General features: G+C 69.4%; 18 protein-coding genes. 12 read left to right on the top strand and 6 right to left on the bottom strand.

All coding sequences use genetic code 11. The features are described 5' to 3' along the window. Window positions 1-5: 5 nt before the first annotated feature. The 3 genes from B141_RS0124570 to B141_RS0124560 all read right to left on the bottom strand — a co-directional run bounded on the left by B141_RS0124570 (window position 6) and on the right by B141_RS0124560 (window position 3,070). Window positions 6-548, bottom strand: coding sequence for a hypothetical protein (locus B141_RS0124570; RefSeq protein WP_157181246.1), 543 nt, complete (start codon window positions 546-548; stop codon window positions 6-8). Between the two features lie 15 nt (window positions 549-563). Further along, the gene (locus B141_RS0124565) at window positions 564-1,214 is read right to left on the bottom strand and encodes an RNA polymerase sigma factor (RefSeq protein WP_020577844.1); all 651 of its coding nucleotides are present in this window, start codon (window positions 1,212-1,214) and stop codon (window positions 564-566) included. Window positions 1,215-1,516: 302 nt separating this feature from the next. Continuing rightward, window positions 1,517-3,070: a 3-hydroxyacyl-CoA dehydrogenase gene (locus tag B141_RS0124560; protein WP_040422182.1), complete on the bottom strand. Its 1,554-nt coding sequence runs from the start codon at window positions 3,068-3,070 to the stop codon at window positions 1,517-1,519. 171 nt (window positions 3,071-3,241) lie between these two features. Between B141_RS0124560 and B141_RS46040 the strand changes: the two genes are divergently transcribed. The 6 genes from B141_RS46040 (at window position 3,242) to B141_RS0124530 (ending at window position 6,183) form a co-directional block, all read left to right on the top strand. Then, on the top strand, window positions 3,242-3,640 hold the full coding sequence (locus B141_RS46040; protein ID WP_020577842.1) for a hypothetical protein: 399 nt from the start codon (window positions 3,242-3,244) through the stop codon (window positions 3,638-3,640). A gap of 151 nt (window positions 3,641-3,791) precedes the next feature. Further along, window positions 3,792-4,220, top strand: coding sequence for a YbaB/EbfC family nucleoid-associated protein (locus tag B141_RS0124550; protein ID WP_020577841.1), 429 nt, complete (start codon window positions 3,792-3,794; stop codon window positions 4,218-4,220). A gap of 6 nt (window positions 4,221-4,226) precedes the next feature. Beyond that, window positions 4,227-4,541 carry a hypothetical protein gene (locus B141_RS0124545; protein WP_020577840.1) on the top strand — a complete coding sequence of 105 codons (315 nt, stop codon included), beginning with the start codon at window positions 4,227-4,229 and terminating at the stop codon, window positions 4,539-4,541. A 4-nt stretch (window positions 4,542-4,545) separates the two neighbouring features. Further along, window positions 4,546-5,043 (top strand): WXG100-like domain-containing protein, encoded by a 498-nt coding sequence (locus B141_RS0124540; protein WP_020577839.1) that lies wholly within the window; start codon window positions 4,546-4,548, stop codon window positions 5,041-5,043. Window positions 5,044-5,116: 73 nt separating this feature from the next. Further along, window positions 5,117-5,461 carry a hypothetical protein gene (locus tag B141_RS0124535; protein ID WP_040422169.1) on the top strand — a complete coding sequence of 115 codons (345 nt, stop codon included), beginning with the start codon at window positions 5,117-5,119 and terminating at the stop codon, window positions 5,459-5,461. Continuing rightward, window positions 5,458-6,183, top strand: coding sequence for a DUF7674 family protein (locus B141_RS0124530; protein WP_237742795.1), 726 nt, complete (start codon window positions 5,458-5,460; stop codon window positions 6,181-6,183). Before B141_RS0124535 ends, B141_RS0124530 begins: the two co-directional genes overlap by 4 nt. A 60-nt stretch (window positions 6,184-6,243) precedes the next feature. Here the strand turns inward: B141_RS0124530 and B141_RS0124525 are convergent, their stop codons facing one another. Next, complete coding sequence (locus B141_RS0124525; RefSeq protein WP_020577836.1) at window positions 6,244-8,262, bottom strand: heavy metal translocating P-type ATPase; 2,019 nt, start codon at window positions 8,260-8,262, stop codon at window positions 6,244-6,246. An 81-nt stretch (window positions 8,263-8,343) separates the two neighbouring features. Here B141_RS0124525 and B141_RS0124520 point away from each other — a divergent pair, with 81 nt between their 5' ends. Together B141_RS0124520 and paaN are read left to right on the top strand one after the other, a co-directional pair. Then, window positions 8,344-8,718 carry an ArsR/SmtB family transcription factor gene (locus B141_RS0124520; RefSeq protein ID WP_020577835.1) on the top strand — a complete coding sequence of 125 codons (375 nt, stop codon included), beginning with the start codon at window positions 8,344-8,346 and terminating at the stop codon, window positions 8,716-8,718. 60 nt (window positions 8,719-8,778) lie between these two features. After that, complete coding sequence (gene paaN / locus B141_RS0124515; protein ID WP_020577834.1) at window positions 8,779-10,428, top strand: phenylacetic acid degradation protein PaaN; 1,650 nt, start codon at window positions 8,779-8,781, stop codon at window positions 10,426-10,428. Window positions 10,429-10,495: 67 nt separating this feature from the next. On the opposite strand, the gene B141_RS0124510 is transcribed toward paaN, so the two are convergent. Further along, window positions 10,496-11,560, bottom strand: a complete 1,065-nt coding sequence (locus B141_RS0124510; RefSeq protein ID WP_020577833.1) for an amidohydrolase family protein — start codon at window positions 11,558-11,560, stop codon at window positions 10,496-10,498. A gap of 217 nt (window positions 11,561-11,777) precedes the next feature. On the opposite strand from B141_RS0124510, the gene B141_RS0124505 reads away from it, so the two are divergent. Continuing rightward, a complete protein-coding gene (locus B141_RS0124505; RefSeq protein ID WP_026257548.1) occupies window positions 11,778-12,647 on the top strand; it encodes an aldo/keto reductase in 870 nt (289 codons plus the stop codon). A gap of 60 nt (window positions 12,648-12,707) precedes the next feature. Here the strand turns inward: B141_RS0124505 and B141_RS0124500 are convergent, their stop codons facing one another. After that, window positions 12,708-13,385, bottom strand: a complete 678-nt coding sequence (locus B141_RS0124500) for a hypothetical protein (protein WP_020577831.1) — start codon at window positions 13,383-13,385, stop codon at window positions 12,708-12,710. 269 nt (window positions 13,386-13,654) lie between these two features. Between B141_RS0124500 and B141_RS0124495 the strand changes: the two genes are divergently transcribed. From B141_RS0124495 to B141_RS0124485, 3 genes are read left to right on the top strand one after another with little or no spacing between them, the layout of a single operon-like run. After that, window positions 13,655-14,335 carry a DNA/RNA non-specific endonuclease gene (locus B141_RS0124495; RefSeq protein WP_157181245.1) on the top strand — a complete coding sequence of 227 codons (681 nt, stop codon included), beginning with the start codon at window positions 13,655-13,657 and terminating at the stop codon, window positions 14,333-14,335. A 9-nt stretch (window positions 14,336-14,344) separates the two neighbouring features. After that, a complete protein-coding gene (locus B141_RS46035; protein ID WP_020577829.1) occupies window positions 14,345-14,755 on the top strand; it encodes an immunity protein YezG family protein in 411 nt (136 codons plus the stop codon). Between the two features lie 46 nt (window positions 14,756-14,801). Further along, window positions 14,802-16,598, top strand: coding sequence for an NHL domain-containing thioredoxin family protein (locus B141_RS0124485; RefSeq protein ID WP_020577828.1), 1,797 nt, complete (start codon window positions 14,802-14,804; stop codon window positions 16,596-16,598). Window positions 16,599-16,607 lie beyond the last annotated feature (9 nt).

Raw genomic sequence — 16,607 nt, 5'->3', positions numbered from 1 at the left:
GCTGGTCAGCTCGTGGTCTGCGGGAGACCGAGGCGTTGACAGGTGGAGGGGTTACCTGGGAACACCCCGGCTACACCCTCCTCGAGGGTGCACGCCACGAGCTTGGGGACCTGGTGTCGGCCGCCTCGCGCCGGCTTCGCCTGGCTGGCGTCTCCGGAGGTGAGCAGGCCGTCTTGCCAGGCTTGTGTGCACGTCGCGACCGGATCGTCGATCGCGGTGGTTCCGCTCTCGGATGCCGGACTCCCGGCTGGCATGTTGCGCGCCACCGCGACCCTGGCGCCCTGGACGTGGTCAGAGCCCAGGTCGGGCGCGGAGTAACAGAGGACGCTCGCCTTGTCCTCGGCGGGCTTGAAGGCGACGTAGGCGGTCGCGGCGCCGCCGGCGAACACCAGCGCCAGGGCGCCGCCACCCACCGCCACGCCTTGCCACGAACGACGCCACCACGGTCGGCGGCTCCTCCGGACCTCCTCCATGAGGGCATCCCGAAGGGCGCCTCGTCGCTCGCGCGCCATTGCGCGATGCGGCGGTATCTCGTCGATCTCGGTCATCTCACTAGTCCCCGTTCACCACATTGGCTTGACCGATGCGTTGACATTGCCGCCCGCCGGGCTTGGGGTGGGCGCGGGACCCCCCGTCCGTCCCGCGCCCACCTCAAGTCCGGCGAGCCTGCGCAGGTGTTCGCGCGCGCGGGAGAGCCGGGAGCGCACCGTGCCGACGGGTATGCCAAGGGCGACCGCCGCGTCGGTGTAGCTGAGTCCGGCCCAGACGCACAGAGCGAGCACGTCCTGCTCGTCAGGCAAGAGACGGGTGAACACCTGGAGCACCCGTCGCATCGCACGCTCGTCGTCCACCCGCGACACCGCCTCGTCGGCCGGGTCGGGAGTGACCACGGCAGGAGGGAGTTTCGCGAGGAGGCGACGATGTCGCCGCAGGCTACGGTCGCGGTTACGAACAACGTTGTTGGCCACCGCGAGCAGCCAGGGCAGGATCGACTCTCCGCTGAGCGACACGTCACGGCGACGGCGCCACGCTTCCAGGAACACCACCGAGGCAAGGTCCTCGGCCGCCTCCCAGGAGCCCGTACGACGGAAGCAGTGGTTGTAAACCGCCTCGATGTGCCGCTCGAAGAGCGCTCCGAACGCCGAAGGATCGCCGTTGGCGGCCTTACGCCAGAGCTCACCGTCGGTGACGTCAGCGCTCCCGAGTTGATCCACACCCGGTCTATGTCCGGCTCGTGGTAGGGGTTCCGAACTTTCTTGTCCCGATTTTCTGGACACGTCGTGAGCCCCCCTCCGGCCGGCTGTGGTGATCAGCCCCAGGACAGACGTGGTCGCCTCGTCCTGTGGCGTTGACTGAGACGACGTCCCTGCGGCCGCGAAAGGTTGCCCCGGTCGCTCGCCGGGGTTGGGGCATACCCGCTGCCTCTGGGAGCCCGGACGAAGAGGGCGTCGGGTGGTTCTGGGTCGGGGGCACCCTTGGCCAATAGAGCCGTACGCGGGTGCCCCCGACCCAACAGTCAGAGGCCGCGGAGCGGGCGTCCGGTGTGGGCCGCGCGGATCAGCTGCGGGCTTGGGCGGTAGCGGCCACTGGGATAGGTGCGGGCGAGGGTGCTGAGGATCTCCGCGACGATCGCCGACCCGATCCGGTCGCCCCACTCGAGTGGCCCCCGGGGATAGCCGGTCCCGAGCCGCATCGCGGTGTCGACGTCGGCGGCGGCCGCCTCGCCCCGGGCCACCAGGTCGACCGCCTCGTTGACGAGCATGCAGATGGTGCGGGCGACGATGAGGCCGGGAACGTCGTCGATCACGCTGACCGCGAGCCCGGCCGCCTGGAACATCCCGATCGCGTCGTCGAGGGTCGCGGGTTCGCAGGCGTCCCCGGGTGCGAGGCAGACCCGGCTCGCCGTGGCCGGGTCCCCGACCCAGTCCAGCGCCACGGCGTCGCCGTCGACGGTCGCGGGTTCGCCGACCGTCTCGAGGACCAGCCCACCTCCGGGGAGTTCGATGCCGTACGCCGACTCGCCCGGCTCGAACTCACCCGCACCCGACCGGGTGCCGGCCGGCCCGGTTTCGTACCGCTCGACGCTCACACCGGCCGCCGCGATCCGGTCCAGCAGGCCGTAGCAGGCGGCGAATCCGCCGTGGTAGGTGACGCGTTCGGGTGCCGGTCGAGGCTCGGCGGTGTGCGGAGCGGGCCGGTCGCCTCCGTCGTAGGCGTACCACCCGCGGCCGGCCTTTCGGCCCAGCCAGCCCGCGTCAACCACCTGCTGCTGCGCCACGAACGGCGCGTAGCGCGGGTCACCGAATGTCTGCTCCCAGACGGAGCGACCGACCGCGAGGTTGACGTCGTTACCGACGAGATCGGCGAGTTCGAACGGCCCCATCGGGAACCCACCGGCCTCCCGGAGGACGGCATCGATGGTGGCGCAGTCCGTGCCGCGCTCCTCCAGCACCTGCATCGCCTCGCCGTAGAACGGCCGGGCGATCCGGTTGGCGACGAAACCCGGGGTTGACGCACACCGCACGGGTGTCTTGCCCCAGGCCGCGGCGGTGGCGGCGACGATCTCGGCGACCGTGGGGTCGGTGGTGGCACCCGCCGGCACCTCGACCAGCGCCATGAGGGGGGCCGGGTTGAAGAAGTGCATGCCGGTCACCCGCTCGGGCCGGCGCAGGCCTGCCGCGATCGCCGTGACCGAGATCGTGGAGGTGTTGGTGGCGAGGATGGTGTCGTCGGCGCAGACCTTCTCCAGCGCGGCGAAGAGCTCCCGCTTGGCCGGGAGTTGCTCGACGACGGCCTCGATGACGAGCCCGCAGTCGGACAGGGCGTCGAGGGACCCGACGGCGGTGAGGCGTTCCTTGGCCGCGCGTGCCTGGGCGTCGGACAGCGTTCCCTTGGCCACGAGCCGGTCGAGCCGGGCGTGGATCTGCTCGACGCCCCGCGCCGCCGCGCCGTCCAGCACGTCGTACAACCGCACCTGGTGGCCGGCGACCAGGGCAACCTGGGCGATACCGGAGCCCATGGTCCCGGCGCCGACGACTCCGACCGGCGCGCTGAGAGGAAGTTCCGCCATGGTCACCATCCTGGCGGACGGCCGTCCTGGTTGTGCGCAGGACCGTCCGCGCGCCGGTTGGTGAGTGGCGGGCGGGCCCGTCCGGAACGTCGCGCGCGAAACCGGCTCGCGCTGGGCATGGTTGACGCAGGGGCGGCTGCCGGCGTACGACGAACGCAGGAGGAGGACGTCATGGCTCAGTCATCCGCGGCTTCGAAACCGCCGGCCACCTGGCCCTGGCCGCGTTCCATGGACGGCAGCATCGCCGCACCGGAGGCCCACCACGTGGTGTTCGAGAACGACCTGGTGAGGGTCGTCGAGGTCAAGATCGATGCCGGGGAGCGGCTGCCGGAGCACACCCACCGGCTGCCGAGCGTGGTGATCGTCGACGCCCCGGCCCGGCTCCGCGTCCGCGCGGGCGACTCCGCCGAGGGTGACGAGGGGGAGCCGGAGCCGGCGGAAGCCCCAGAAGCTCCCGGAGCCCCGGAAGGCCCGCGGCCGTCCTGGGCCGAGCCGGTGGGACCGCACTCGGTCGAGAACATCGACGACCATCGCTACCACGCCCTGCGCATCGAGTTGAAGGTCCACTGATCCTTTGATCAGTTGATCCGGGACGGCGGCGTTCTGAGGTCGCTGGCCGCGTCTGCCGGATGCGGTCAGCGAGTGCTCTATCCACAGCCGGAAGGTGCATGTCGAGCAGAGCCGCTGTGATCCGTGCCAAGATCGACGAGGGAGGTGGCCAATGGGGGAGCACCTTAATCTCTCGACCGGAGACGTAGAGGGCCTGCTTGCGGACACGCGCCGGGCCCTGGAGCGCATGCGGAGACCGTCGGCCGAAGTGACGCCGGAGCCCACCGAGCTGATACGAGGTGAGGGCGAGGGCGGTCAGGGCAAGGTCCATGCGGTCGCCAAGGTGCCCGGGCGCATCGAAATTCTCCAGATGGACCCTCGCCTGATGCGCGATGGTTCTGAAGCCGTCTGTGAGGCGATCGTCGACGCGATCAACGCGGCGCTCGAAGACCTTCAGAACAAGGTGGTTGGTGGCACCACTATCGACGCGGTTGAGTTGTCTGGCGAGCTCGAACGCCTTCAGGAGCAGTCGCTCGACAGTGCTCGATCCATGATGGCCGCGCTACAGGATGCGATGGACCGTATCGAACGAAGGATGTGAGGCTCGGTGAGCAAGCAGTTCGATCCGGAGAAGATCCGTGCGGCAGCGAAGGAGCTGCTGAAGACCTCCGATCGTCTCGACCAGCAGATCGACGATTTTCTCAACGAGACCAGGGGGATCGGTGAGCCGTGCGGCGACGCCGAGCCGATCGGCATGCTGTTGGGAATCAGCTACGAGGCGGCCGAAGAGGTTGTGATCGAGGGGCTGGAATCCGTGGTCACAGGTTTCGAGATGTACGCCGGCAAGCTCGAGGCCATGGCAGTCAGGGACGAGCTGGCAGAGCAGAGCAACCAGGAGCGCATCAGCACGGTCGGAGTGTGAGCTCATGGCGCGTGGATTGACTCTTCCCGGGCCACTGGTCACTCTCCTCAGCGACCTGGGCTACCTGTGGCCGGACGCCGACGAAGTACGCCTGATGCAACTCGGGCAGGCCTGGGTCAGCCTCCAGTCGAAGCTCGACGGCTTCGCCGAGGAGGCCCAGCGCGCTGCCGAGAGGGTGTGGACAGAAAACCAAGGCACCGACGTCGACGCGTTCAAAGAGGCGTGGGGTAGGCCAGAAGACGCCCTCGACACGCTCCGCAAGGACTCCACCGGCGTCACGGTCGTGGGGGCCCTCATCCTCGTCTGCGCTCTCGTGGTCCTGATGCTGAAGATCTGGGTCATCATCCAGCTTGTCCTGCTCGCCATCGCGATTGCGCAGGCCATCGCCACCGCCGCCGTCTCCTTCGGGGCGTCCCTGCTCGAGATTCCGGTCTTCAAGGAGATCTTCGGAAGGATCATCAACCTTCTGATCAGTCGGGCCCTGGAGGTGCTCCTTGGGTAAGGCAAGACCTCTCAAGGGCGTGGCGCGCAGCGCGAAGGGCGCGATCGCTAAGTGCGCCAGGAACGCCGTACCCATGGCCAAGAACGTTCGGCGGATCAGGAACCTCGACATCCCGAAGAGACCCCCGCCACCGAAGCCCAACGCCACCAATCCAAGGCTCAAAAACATCATTGATAACCTGTGGAAGCACGCGGGCAAGCCGGGCACCGCGGGCGACGGAACAACCTTCGACGCGCTCCGCAACGAGCTCCTGACAGGCCGTCCCTCAAACGGGATATTCCATATGCAGAAGGCAATCGAGAGCATGCGGGGCCTGCAAAAGATCATCGACAACCCGAGCACCTCAGCTGCGGACAGGCAGATCGCACAGGATCTGCTCAGGAGGTTCGGGGACGCGTTTGGTAGAGGATGGGGATGATGTCGCAGCGGTCCAAGCAGGGCCTCGTCGAGGGGTTGGTGGAGGCCATACCTCCCCTACGCACGATCCTGGACGAGCATCGGCGAGAGTTCGGTGACCAGGCTCCGGAGGCGTTCCTGCGCACTCTCGCGTTCGTGGCCGTCAGCCACTATCTCTCCGGTGCACCCTCGACGGGGGATCAGCTTCGAGAGGTGCTGCACTTCCTCGAACCCCGGTTCGGCACCGACGAGCAGACAGACGAGCTGATCGCCGCCTCCTTCCTGGCGCATCTCCCGCTCCCTGACGACCCACGCGCCCGAGCGCTCGAACTCCTCGGGCCGAAGCTCCGCAGCCAACTTGAGCTCCTGCGCCAGGGCAAGGGAATTCCCGTCTCGTCGCCGACGGCCGACACGGTTCAACGGCTCGTGCGAGCGGTGCCAGCACTCGAACCCGACCTGCGGGAGCATGTGGAGTTCTACGACGAGTTGCTCCCCCACCTGTTCCTCGGGGAGGTTTCTTCCAAGCTGGTCGAGTGGTTTCAGTCCGGTGACCCTGACGAGCTCGCTCAGGTTCGAGCCAGTGTGGTCGCGCTGGAAGCCGCGTACGGCAGCAACTACGAGGTCGACGAGCTGATCGGCGCGTCGTTCGTGGAAAACATGCCGGGGCCGGGTGAGCCCGGCGACGGCATTGTCCAGCATTTCGGTCCGAAGCTTCGGGCCGTACTCAAACGTCAACGCGGCTAGTGTCCCGCGTCCGACAATGTCGGCGGTGTGGCCGTAAGTGCCGGCCACACCGCCGCTGCATTACCGCCAGGCTTTGGCGCGGAGCAGGCGCAGGCCGTTGAGCCCGACGAGCACGGTCGACCCCTCGTGGCCGGCGACGCCCAGGGGAAGCGGCAGGTCGCCGAAGAGGTCCCAGGCGACCAGGATGACGATGAACGTGCCGGCGATGACGAGGTTCTGAGTGACGACCCGGCGGGCGCGCTGGGACAGCCGGATCGCGGCCGGAACCGTCGCGAGTTCGTCGCGTACGACGATCGCGTCGGCGGTCTGCAGCGTCAGGTCGGATCCGGCGCGGCCCATCGCGACACCGAGGTGGGCCGCGGCGAGCGCGGGCGCGTCGTTCACGCCGTCACCGACCACGAGCACGTGGTCGCCGGCCTTCTGCAGGCGTTCGACCTCGGTCACCTTGTCCTGCGGGAGCAGGCCCGCGCGGACCTCCGTGACGCCGACGGCCTCGGCCAGGTGAGCGGCCGCGCGCGGGTTGTCGCCGGTGAGGAGCACCGGCGGGCGACCGGTGAGTTCCGCGAGCGCGGCGACCGTGCTGGCCGCGGCCGGGCGCGGCTGGTCGGCGAGGGCGAGGACGCCCGCGGGCTTGCCGTCCAGGCGTACGACGATCGCGGTGTGTCCGGCGTCCTCGCAGGTACGCAGGGTCGTCGCGGCCCACCGGTCCAGCTCGCCCGCCGCGTCACCGGCGGTGTCACTGGCGCCGTCGCCCGCGGCCCTGCCCGCACGGGCTGGACCACCCTCCTCGTCGAGGTCGCCGAGCAGGGCCGGACTTCCGACCTCGACCTGCTGGTCGCCCACCCGGGCATGGACACCCCGGCCGGGTACGGCGCGGAAGTCCTCCGCCTGCTCCAGCGAGAGCCCACGCTCCTGCGCCGCGGCCACCACGGCTCGGCCGACCACGTGCTCGCTCGGCCGCTCCGCGGAGGCGGCGATCGTGAGGAGCTCGTCGGGGGTGATGCCGGGAGCGGTGTGGAGCTCGACGAGGCGCGGCGTGCCTTCGGTCAGGGTGCCCGTCTTGTCGAACGCGACCCGCGTGGTGGTGCCCAGCTTCTCCATCACGACGGCCGACTTGACCAGCACACCGTGCCGGCCGGCGTTCGCGATCGCCGACAGGAGGGGCGGCATGGTGGCGAGGACGACGGCGCACGGCGAGGCGACGATCATGAACGTCATGGCCCGCAGCAGCGTCTCGGTGAGGTCGGCGCCGAACGCCAGCGGCCCGAAGAACAACGCGAGCGTCGCGACCACGACGCCGACGGAGTAGCGCTGCTCGACCTTCTCGATGAACAGCTGGGTACGCGCCTTCGTTGCGGATGCTTCCTCGACGAGGCTGACGATCCGGGCGATCACCCAGTCGGCGGCCGGCCGGCCGACCCTGATGCGGAGGGCGCCCGCGCCGTTGAGAGTGCCGGCGTACACCTCGTCCTCGTGGGTCTTGTGGACCGGCATGGGTTCGCCGGTGATGCTCGCCTGGTCGACCTCGGAGGAGCCGTCGATCACCATGCCGTCGGCCGAGATCCGCTCGCCGGGGCGGACCAGGATGAGGTCGCCGACCTCGAGGCTGGCCGCCTCGACCACTTCCTCGGTGCCGTCGGGACGAAGCCGGGTGGCGCGTTCGGGAGCCAGCGTGAGGAGGGCCCGGACGCTGTCTTCTGTGCGCTTGGTCGCGACCGCCTCGAGTGCGCCGGATGTCGCGAAGATCACGATGAGGAGGCCACCGTCGAAGACCTGACCGATCGCGGCGGCGCCGAGGGCCGCGACGATCATGAGCAGGTCGACGTCGAGCGTCTTCTCCCGCAGCGCCTGGAGGCCGGCGAGCGCGGGTTCCCAACCGCCTGCCAGGTAGCAGCCGGCGTACAACGTCCAGCTCACCCATGCCGGGGCGTCGAGGAGACCGGCGCCGGCGCCGAGCAGGAAGAGGATGAGGGAGGCTCCCGCCCAGCGGACCTCCGGGAGGGTGAGGAGGTTCGTCTTCAGGCGTACCTCGGGGGCGGGACCCGCGGCCCGGTCTGCGGCGACCATGGTGGACGGCATGACAACTCCTGTCGGGATGGGCGACCCGGACAGGATGACATGAAGAGGTGTTCATGCAAACACCGGTCCTATGATGCGGACATGGGCCACCAGATCACAGGTGCCGGCGAAGTCGTGGACGTCGCGCCGCCCGCACGGATCGATTCGCGTACGGCGAAGGGTGTCGCCGCCACCCTGCAGGCGCTCTCGACGCCCAGCCGACTGCTCATCCTTGGCCGGCTGCGCGAGGCCCCCGCGACCGTGACCGAGCTTGCCGAGTCGGTCGAGATGGAGCAGTCGGCGGTCTCCCACCAGCTCCGCCTCCTGCGCACCCTCGGCCTCGTCACCTCCGAGCGCTCCGGCCGCACGATCGTCTACAGCCTGTACGACAACCACGTGGCGCGGCTCCTCGACGAGGCGGTCTACCACGCCGAACACCTCCGCCTCGGCCTCACCGACGAGGGCGCCAACCCGTGATCATGATCCAGGCCGCGCTTTTGGCCTCGACGAGGAAGCGGAACGGCCTACTCTGACGGAGTGAACCGCGCGATCCTCGACCAGGCCCTCGACGCGATCCGGACCCGCGCCTACTTCTCAGCGTTCCCCGAGTCTCCAAGCCCCCGTGTCTACGGCGAGGACGCCGCCCCCGCCGGCAAGGCGGCGTTCGAGGCATGGCAGAACTCCGACTTCCCGGTCAGGACTCCGGCCGCGCGCGACCAGGTCACGACAGAACGCTCTCCGTACGGGATCCCACTCGACGTGCGCTACCCCCGGGTCACCGCGGGCTCTCTCGAGGAGTTGCTCGCCGCCGCCCGGGCCGGGATGCCGCAGTGGCGCGACGCCGGACCCGACGCCCGGGTCGACGTCGTTCTCACCATCCTCGACCGCCTCCACAAGCGGATCTTCGAGCTCGCGAACGCCGTCATGGCGACCACCGGCCAGGCGTTCGTGATGGCCTTCCAGGCCGGCGGTGCCCATGCGCTCGACCGCGCGCTCGAGGCGGTCGCCTACGCGTACGCCGAGATGACCCGCCACCCCGCCACCGCCGTCTGGGAACGCCCGGCGAAGGGCGAGCCGGTGCGGATGGAGAAGACCCTCACCGCCGTCCCGCGGGGGGTATCGGTGGTCATCGGATGTACGACGTTCCCGACGTGGAACTCCTATCCCGGCCTCTTCTCCTCCCTCGTCACCGGCAACGCCGTCGTCGTGAAGCCGCATCCGAGAGCGGTACTCCCGCTGGCCATCACCGTGCAGGCCTGTCAAGACGTGCTTGCCGAGCATGGGTTCGACCCGCACCTGGTGACGCTCGCGGCGGAGGAGGACGGTGACGGGCTGGCGAAGGACCTCGCGGTGCGACCAGAGGTGCGGATCGTCGACTTCACCGGCTCGGCGGAGTTCGGGAACTGGCTGGAGACCAATGCCACGCAGGCGCAGGTGTTCACGGAGAAGTCCGGCGTCAACCCGGTGGTCCTCGACTCGACCGACTCGTTCCGTGGCCTGACCGCCAACCTCGCCTTCACCCTCGCGTTGTACTCCGGCCAGATGTGTACGACGTCGCAGGCCATCTTCGTTCCGGCGGACGGCATCGACACCGACGAGGGGCACAAGAGCTTCGACGAGGTGGCGGCGGGCCTCGCGACCGCGATCGACAAGCTCCTCGCCGACGAGACCCGCGCCGTCGAACTCCTCGGCGCCATCGTCAACGAGGCGGTCCGGGGCCGCCTCGAGGGCGCGCACGAGTACGGCCAGCTCGTCCTGGAGCCGCGCGCCCTGAAGCATCCGGCGTACCCCCACGCGGTCGTCCGGACGCCCGCACTCGTCGCGCTCGACGCATCCGACATCGAGGTGTACGGCCGGGAGTGCTTCGGGCCGGTGACGTTCCTCGTGCGTACGTCCGGGACGTCGGAGTCGCTGGAGCTCTTCAGGCGGCTCGTGACCGAACGCGGCGCGATGACCGCGGCGGTCTACTCGACGTCGGAGCGGGTGCTCGCCGCCGCACGGGAAGCCGCGCTCGACGTGGGCGTGGCGCTGTCGGAGAACCTCACCGGCGGTGTGTACGTCAACCAGTCCGCGGCGTTCAGCGACTTCCACGGCACCGGCGCCAACCCGGCGGCGAACGCGGCGTACGTCGACGCGGCCTATGTGGCGGGCAGGTTCCGGTTCGTCCAGAGCCGGCGACATCTCTGAGTGCCGATCAACCTGGGCCCGGATCGTGTGATGCCGGGCCCAGGTCGACACAGGCGTTACTGGGTCGTCACTGGAGCCGCTTCGCCAGACGGGGGAACACCCGAAGGGCATTTCGCCGGTTGATCGCGTGCCGGGTCTGCCGGTCCAGCGCCTGGTCGCGATCCAGGTCGACGGTGATGGCGCCCACCTCATCCGCCGGTCTGGCGGCGAAGTCGGTGCCGTAGAAGATCTGACTGGGGCCGACCGCCTTCAGCAGCGTAGGCATCGCGTACGGCGACGCGGGCAGAGCGGTGTCGTAGTAGAACCGCCGCAGCGCCCTGCCGAAGACCTCGGGGTCGACGAACTCGCCTCGCCGGCCCTGAGATTCGGCTCGCCCGGCCAGGTAGGGGAGGAAGCCACCGGCATGCGACAAGATGATCGACAGATCTGGGTTGCGTTCCAGGGTGCCGGAGGCGATCAGGTTCAACGCCGCCCGCGTCGTGTCGAGGAGAAAGTCAGCAAGTGACGGGGACACCCCGGGCAACTCAAGGGTGCTGTCGGGAAGCCCGTCGGGGTGGACGAAGACGACCGCGCGACGCTCGTTCAGCGCCGCGAACAACCGGTCGAAGGCCGGGTCGCCGAGATAGCGACCGCCCGCACTGGCCATCAGGATGATGCCATCGGCGCCGAGTTCGTCCAGCGCGTATGCCGCCTGATCGATCGCCAGGTCGACGTGCAGGGGTGCGACATTGGCGAAGAACCCGAAGCGGCCGGGATGATCGGCGACGAGTTGGGCGTACGACTCGTTGCACACGCGGACACCCTCCTCGGCGAGGTCCCTGTCCGCGAACGCCACCGACGGCACCGGAGCCGAGACGACCGCGGCCGCGATGTCGTTGTCCCTCATGAGCTGCAGCGCGTCCTCCTCGGTCCAGTACACCCACGACGGCCCGCCCTCCTCCGGTATCAGGCCCCGGGCGATCGCCCACTGCCGCATGTCGTCGGGTACGGCGTGGTGATGGGTGTCGATCCGTCCAGTCGCCTTCCGTCCGCTGGGGCTGGCCGATGCCGCCGGGCCCGGCGCCAGTCCGATGCCGGCGGCTACCGCGGCGACACCGGCCGTCTGAAGGGCGCGCCGTCGGGTAATCGACATGTCCACTGTGGTCCTCCTGTGCGTTGGGTCGCTGGAGGTCCTCACAGTGCTGGCTGTCGGACTGCCGTCGCATCGGGGCTGCGCCCTACATCGTGATCAGGGTTTCTCCCCACCGCCCCGGGGGATTGGCCTGGCGTGGCCACCCGATCAGGTGCGCCGGCGGCCTAAGCTGAACGCCGTACGTCAGCAGATCAAGGACTTGCGAGCGGAGCTCATCATGGAAAAGCGTCGGCTCGGGCGGCTCGGACACGAGAGCAGCGTCCTCATCTACGGTGCGGCTGCCCTGAGCGAGGTGTCCCAGGACGTTGCCGACCTGTCCATCCAGGAGGCGCTGGACGCCGGTATCAACCACTTCGACACGGCCGCGAGTTATGGCGACGCCGAGCTGCGGCTCGGACCGTGGATGCCACGCATCCGCGACCAGATCTTCCTCGCGACCAAGACGGGCGAGCGTGAGCGGGACGCGGCCTGGGCCCAGATCAACGCCTCGCTCGAACGCCTCCAGACCGACCGGCTCGACCTGATCCAGCTCCACGCCGTGGGTGACCTCGAGGAGCTCAACAAGGCGACCGGCCTCAACGGCGCGCTCGAGGCGGCGATCCGGGCGCGCGACGAGGGCATGGTCAGCGCGATCGGGATCACCGGCCATGGCCACGAGGCACCCGCGACCCATCTGGAGGCGCTGCGGAGGTTCCCCTTCGACACGGTCATCACGCCCCTCAACTACGCACTGGGTCGTGATGAGGCCTACCTCGGGGCCTGGCAGGAGCTCGCCACCGAAACCCAGCGGGTCGACGCGGGCCTGATGATCATCAAGACGGTCTCCCGGCGCAACTGGTCAGAAGACGACCACCGCTACACGACGTGGTACGAGCCGCTCGACGAGCAGGAGCAGATCACCGCCGCGGTGGCCTGGGTGCTCAGCCATCCCGAGGTGACCGGGATCGCGACTCCGGGTGAGGTACGCCTGCTGTCGAAGCTGATCAAGGCCGAGCGCGAACGCGTCGGCGTCACCGGCGCGCAGGTCGCCGATGTGCTGGATGGCGTTGCGGCGTACTCCTCGCCGTTCGTGGCGATGCCGATCTAGGGCCGCTGAGAGGTCGCGCGGATAGGGAAGCCTTATCCGCGCGACCTCCCGCGCGACCTCTCAGTCGCCGCACTCGCCGGGCTTCAGCAGGGACGTACCCGCGGCGGCCTCCGCGAGAACGTCCTTGGTCGCCTCGATGGTGGTGTCGCTCGCGGACCCGGCCGGCGCGTAGGAGATCGTGACGAGCTGGCTGCGCTCCTCGGGGAACGCCTTGGCCAGGCGCCATTCGTTCCCGCGGCGGACCGGGCGTTCGGCGTACACCATGCCGTCCTTGGTCACCTGCGGCCCGACGGTGTCGCTGTCCTTGCCGCGTACGAGCGCCTCGAGGTCGGCCTGGGACTTGTGCGCGTCGGCTCCGGTGTAAGGCGTGCCCGCGACCTTGACCACGCCGCCGCCGGCGTCCTCGGGCAACGTGTAGGACCAGGTCTGGTCGGCGGACTGGCTGGACTCCCAGGACTTCGGGAGGTCGATGTCGACGGTGACGCAGTCGACGAGCAGACCCTCCGCGGGTGGGGTCGTGGTGGTCGGCTCAGGCTCCGGCGCGGGCGCGGCATCGCCGGCCGGCGCGGACCGTGTCGGCGGGTCCTTGGGCGGCACAGCTTTCAGAGTCGCGGGGTGGAGCGTCTCCCGGCCGCATCCGGTGACGAGCACGAGCAGGACGACGGTGAGAGCCGCGGACCAGCCTCGACCGCGGCGCGGTGGCGGCACGGCCCGAGCCGTCCGACTGGCCTGCGTCATGGCACGCACCTTCCCCTTGAACGACAGCGCTTCAACTGCCCGGCACTGTAGCCGGCTTGGGCAGGTGTCCGGCGTCTCGTAGCGGTCCGCCTGTGGACGGAGCGCGGCCTGTGGATAGAGCGCGGGGCTGTGGACGCAGTGATGCGTGGATACTGACCTCCAGCGATCATGTGAGGTGGCTGCGCACCGGCTGTGGAACGCAGGGCGAAGCCCGACGAGGACCGCGTACGACGCGCACCCCGGAGGGTTGCGTACGAGGAAGGATGGCGATGGCACGGCGGGGTGCGGCGGGAGAGTCGAGTACGCGGGTCGCGCGGGCGATCGTGAAGCGGCTGGAGAAGATGACCGGCAGGCGGGCTCGTCACGTCGACCCGTCCGATCCCCGCGTCAACCGGAACCTGCCCAACTCGACCCCAGGCCACCGGGGCGATGCCTCGGAGGCACCGAACACCACCCGTGGCTGGGAGCCGGACCAGATCTACCGCGTGCACGACAGGAGCACCGGACTCAGCGCGGTCTACACGACCGACCGGCATGGCCGAGTGTCGCGGATCGAGGGTCGGCTGGTACGCACACCAAACGTCCGCGACCGCAACCAGCAGGTCTGGTCCGGTGGCTCGGATCGGCGGCAGCGCGGAAACCCGCAAGGTTACGACTCCGATGCGGGCGGCCACATGATCGCGCGCGAGCTCGGCGGCTCGGGCGCGGGCATCAACACCCTCCCGCAGAGCTGGCGCGAGAACAGCTACGGCCAGTGGCGCAACATGGAGAAGGAGTTGAAGCGTCTGGTCGACGGGGACAACGACGTCGACCTGAAGATCGTGCCGAAGTACACCGGTAGCGGCGAACGCCCCGACTGGTTCAAGGTGGAATACACGGTGACTCCGCGCGACGGGAGCCCTCCGTATACGGTCACGGAGGTAATCTCCAACCGCAGCAAGCCAAAGTAGGGACCGAGGATGTCGGATCTGGACAGGCAGCAGGATCTTCTGCAGGGCATCGGGCAGGCGCTCTTCGACGAACTACCTGACGACTTCACCTCCGCGCGGGTCGTCTGCTCCATGATCGGCTTCCAGGCCCGCTTCGTCTGCTCCTACACCCGCGCGTCCGGTGCCGAGTCCACGATCGGGATGCCCGACGACCTGTACGAGCTGTTCCTCGACCTGCGGGATGCGACGTACGAGCCCGGCAAGGGTGCCTGGTACACCGCCGAGTTCGTCGTCGATGGCGACGGGCGGTTCAGCATCGACTTCGACTACGACAACCGTCCGGCCGTGGTGAGCGCGACTGAGGACGACTACTTCGACGACCTGGAGAAGTACCCCCGCGCCCCGGAGCTGATCCCGGACTGGTATCCACGACCCGCCTGACACCGGCCGGACCGTCGCTGATCAACCGCGCGGTTAGTTTGGGGGCATGCGGATACGAGCACCCGAGCTGACGGGCAGGCAGTGGTTCAACACGGGCGGGAAGCCTCTCCGGCTCAGTGACTTCCGGGGACGCTTCCTGGTGTTGGACTTCTGGACCTTCTGCTGCATCAACTGCCTGCACGTCCTGGAAGAGCTCCGTCCGCTGGAGGAAAAGTACTCCGACGTGCTCGTCGTGGTCGGCGTCCACTCCCCGAAGTTCGCCCACGAGGCGGAGCCGGCGGCGGTCAGGTCCGCGATCGAGCGGTACGCCGTCCGCCACCCGGTACTCGACGACCCTGACCTCACCACCTGGCAGGCGTACACCGCGCGTGCCTGGCCGACGCTCACGCTGGTCGATCCTGAGGGGTACGTCGTCGCGCAGTTCTCCGGTGAGGGTCACGCGCATGCGCTCGACGCCCTGCTCGCCGAACTCGTACCCGCCCACGACGCGCGGTCCACCCTGCGCCGGGCCTCGTCACCGTACGTTCCGCCACCGCCGCCCGAGACCACGCTGCGCTTTCCCAGCAAGGCGGTCCGGCTCGCCGACGGGCGGTTCCTGGTCGCCGACGCGGGCGGGCACGGACTGCTGGAGCTCGAGCCCGACCTCGAGACGGTCGTACGCCGGATCGGCACCGGTGACCGCGGATTCCTCGACGGCGGTCCGCGCGAGGCTGCGTTCCGCGAACCGAACGGACTGTGCCTGCTGTCGCCCGACGTGGCCGCCGAGGTGGGGTACGACGTCGTGGTCGCCGATACCGTCAACCATGCCTTGCGCGGCGTCCGCCTGGCCAACGGGCAGGTACGCACGCTGGCCGGCACGGGTACGCAGTGGATGCAGGGTGACCGCGACGGCGCGCTCTCGAGCCCTTGGGACGTGGTCTGGTACCACGACCGGGTGTGGGTGGCGATGGCGGGCATCCACCAGCTATGGACGTTCGACCCGCGTTCGCGGGACGTCGCTCCGGTGGCGGGCACCACGAACGAAGGGCTCGCCGACGGCCCTCTGACTGAGGCGTGGTTCGCTCAACCGTCTGGGCTCGCGGCGTCGGCGGACGGTAGCCGGTTGTGGCTCGTGGACGCCGAAACCTCGGCCCTGCGGTACGTCGAGGGCGATGAGGTCCACACGGCGGTAGGCACCGGCCTGTTCGACTTCGGGCTGCGCGACGGCGTGGGTCAGCAGGCGATGCTCCAGCATCCGCTGGGCGTGACCGTCCTTCCAGACGATTCAGTCGCGGTGCTCGACACCTACAACGGTGCCGTACGCCGCTTCGACCCGGCGACCGGCGCGCTGACGACGTTGCTGACCGGCCTCGACGAGCCGAGCGGGGCTGTGGTCGACGGGGAGACCCTGATCGTCGTCGAGTCCGCCGCCCATCGGCTGGCGCGGTTCCCGTTGGGCGGGGCGGTGCGGCCTGTCGAGGGGTTCGCGCAGCGGACCCAGCGTCCGGTGACGCCCCTGGCGGGTGGCGAGGTTGAGCTTTGCGTGGTCTTCGAGCCGCCGCCCGGGCAGAAGCTCGACGACAGCGAGGGGCCGTCGACCCGGTTGTTCGTGTCGTCGACGCCGCCCGCGCTGCTTCGGGAGGGAGAGGGGCGGGGGAGCGGGCTGACCCGCCGGCTGGTCCTCGACCCCGCCGCGGGAGACGGGGTCCTCCACGTGGCGGCGATGGCGGCGACCTGTGACGTGGACGCCGAACATCCGGTCTGCCACGTTCACCAGCAGGACTGGGGAGTGCCGGTGAAGATCGAGGACGGTGCCGACGCGAGGTTCGTGCTCGTGCTGGGCGGCCCGGTCGAGCCTGTATGAGCCCTTGAA

Source organism: Actinopolymorpha alba DSM 45243, from assembly GCF_000373925.1.
Classification (GTDB): domain Bacteria; phylum Actinomycetota; class Actinomycetes; order Propionibacteriales; family Actinopolymorphaceae; genus Actinopolymorpha; species Actinopolymorpha alba.
The sequence above is the reverse complement of the archived record's forward strand: the minus strand, read 5'-3'. Positions and strand labels throughout refer to the sequence as shown.

Bases quoted from the DNA above. Each gene is read 5' to 3' on its own strand.
- B141_RS0124570 (WP_157181246.1), bottom strand. From the start codon at position 548: ATGACCGAGATCGACGAGATACCGCCGCATCGCGCAATGGCGCGCGAG.
- B141_RS0124560 (WP_040422182.1), bottom strand. From the start codon at position 3,070: ATGGCGGAACTTCCTCTCAGCGCGCCGGTCGGAGTCGTCGGCGCCGGG.
- B141_RS46040 (WP_020577842.1), top strand. From the start codon at position 3,242: ATGGCTCAGTCATCCGCGGCTTCGAAACCGCCGGCCACCTGGCCCTGG.
- B141_RS0124550 (WP_020577841.1), top strand. From the start codon at position 3,792: ATGGGGGAGCACCTTAATCTCTCGACCGGAGACGTAGAGGGCCTGCTT.
- B141_RS0124540 (WP_020577839.1), top strand. From the start codon at position 4,546: ATGGCGCGTGGATTGACTCTTCCCGGGCCACTGGTCACTCTCCTCAGC.
- B141_RS0124535 (WP_040422169.1), top strand. From the start codon at position 5,117: ATGGCCAAGAACGTTCGGCGGATCAGGAACCTCGACATCCCGAAGAGA.
- B141_RS0124530 (WP_237742795.1), top strand. From the start codon at position 5,458: ATGATGTCGCAGCGGTCCAAGCAGGGCCTCGTCGAGGGGTTGGTGGAG.
- B141_RS0124525 (WP_020577836.1), bottom strand. From the start codon at position 8,262: ATGCCGTCCACCATGGTCGCCGCAGACCGGGCCGCGGGTCCCGCCCCC.
- B141_RS0124520 (WP_020577835.1), top strand. From the start codon at position 8,344: ATGGGCCACCAGATCACAGGTGCCGGCGAAGTCGTGGACGTCGCGCCG.
- B141_RS0124510 (WP_020577833.1), bottom strand. From the start codon at position 11,560: ATGTCGATTACCCGACGGCGCGCCCTTCAGACGGCCGGTGTCGCCGCG.
- B141_RS0124505 (WP_026257548.1), top strand. From the start codon at position 11,778: ATGGAAAAGCGTCGGCTCGGGCGGCTCGGACACGAGAGCAGCGTCCTC.
- B141_RS0124500 (WP_020577831.1), bottom strand. From the start codon at position 13,385: ATGACGCAGGCCAGTCGGACGGCTCGGGCCGTGCCGCCACCGCGCCGC.
- B141_RS0124495 (WP_157181245.1), top strand. From the start codon at position 13,655: ATGGCACGGCGGGGTGCGGCGGGAGAGTCGAGTACGCGGGTCGCGCGG.
- B141_RS46035 (WP_020577829.1), top strand. From the start codon at position 14,345: ATGTCGGATCTGGACAGGCAGCAGGATCTTCTGCAGGGCATCGGGCAG.
- B141_RS0124485 (WP_020577828.1), top strand. From the start codon at position 14,802: ATGCGGATACGAGCACCCGAGCTGACGGGCAGGCAGTGGTTCAACACG.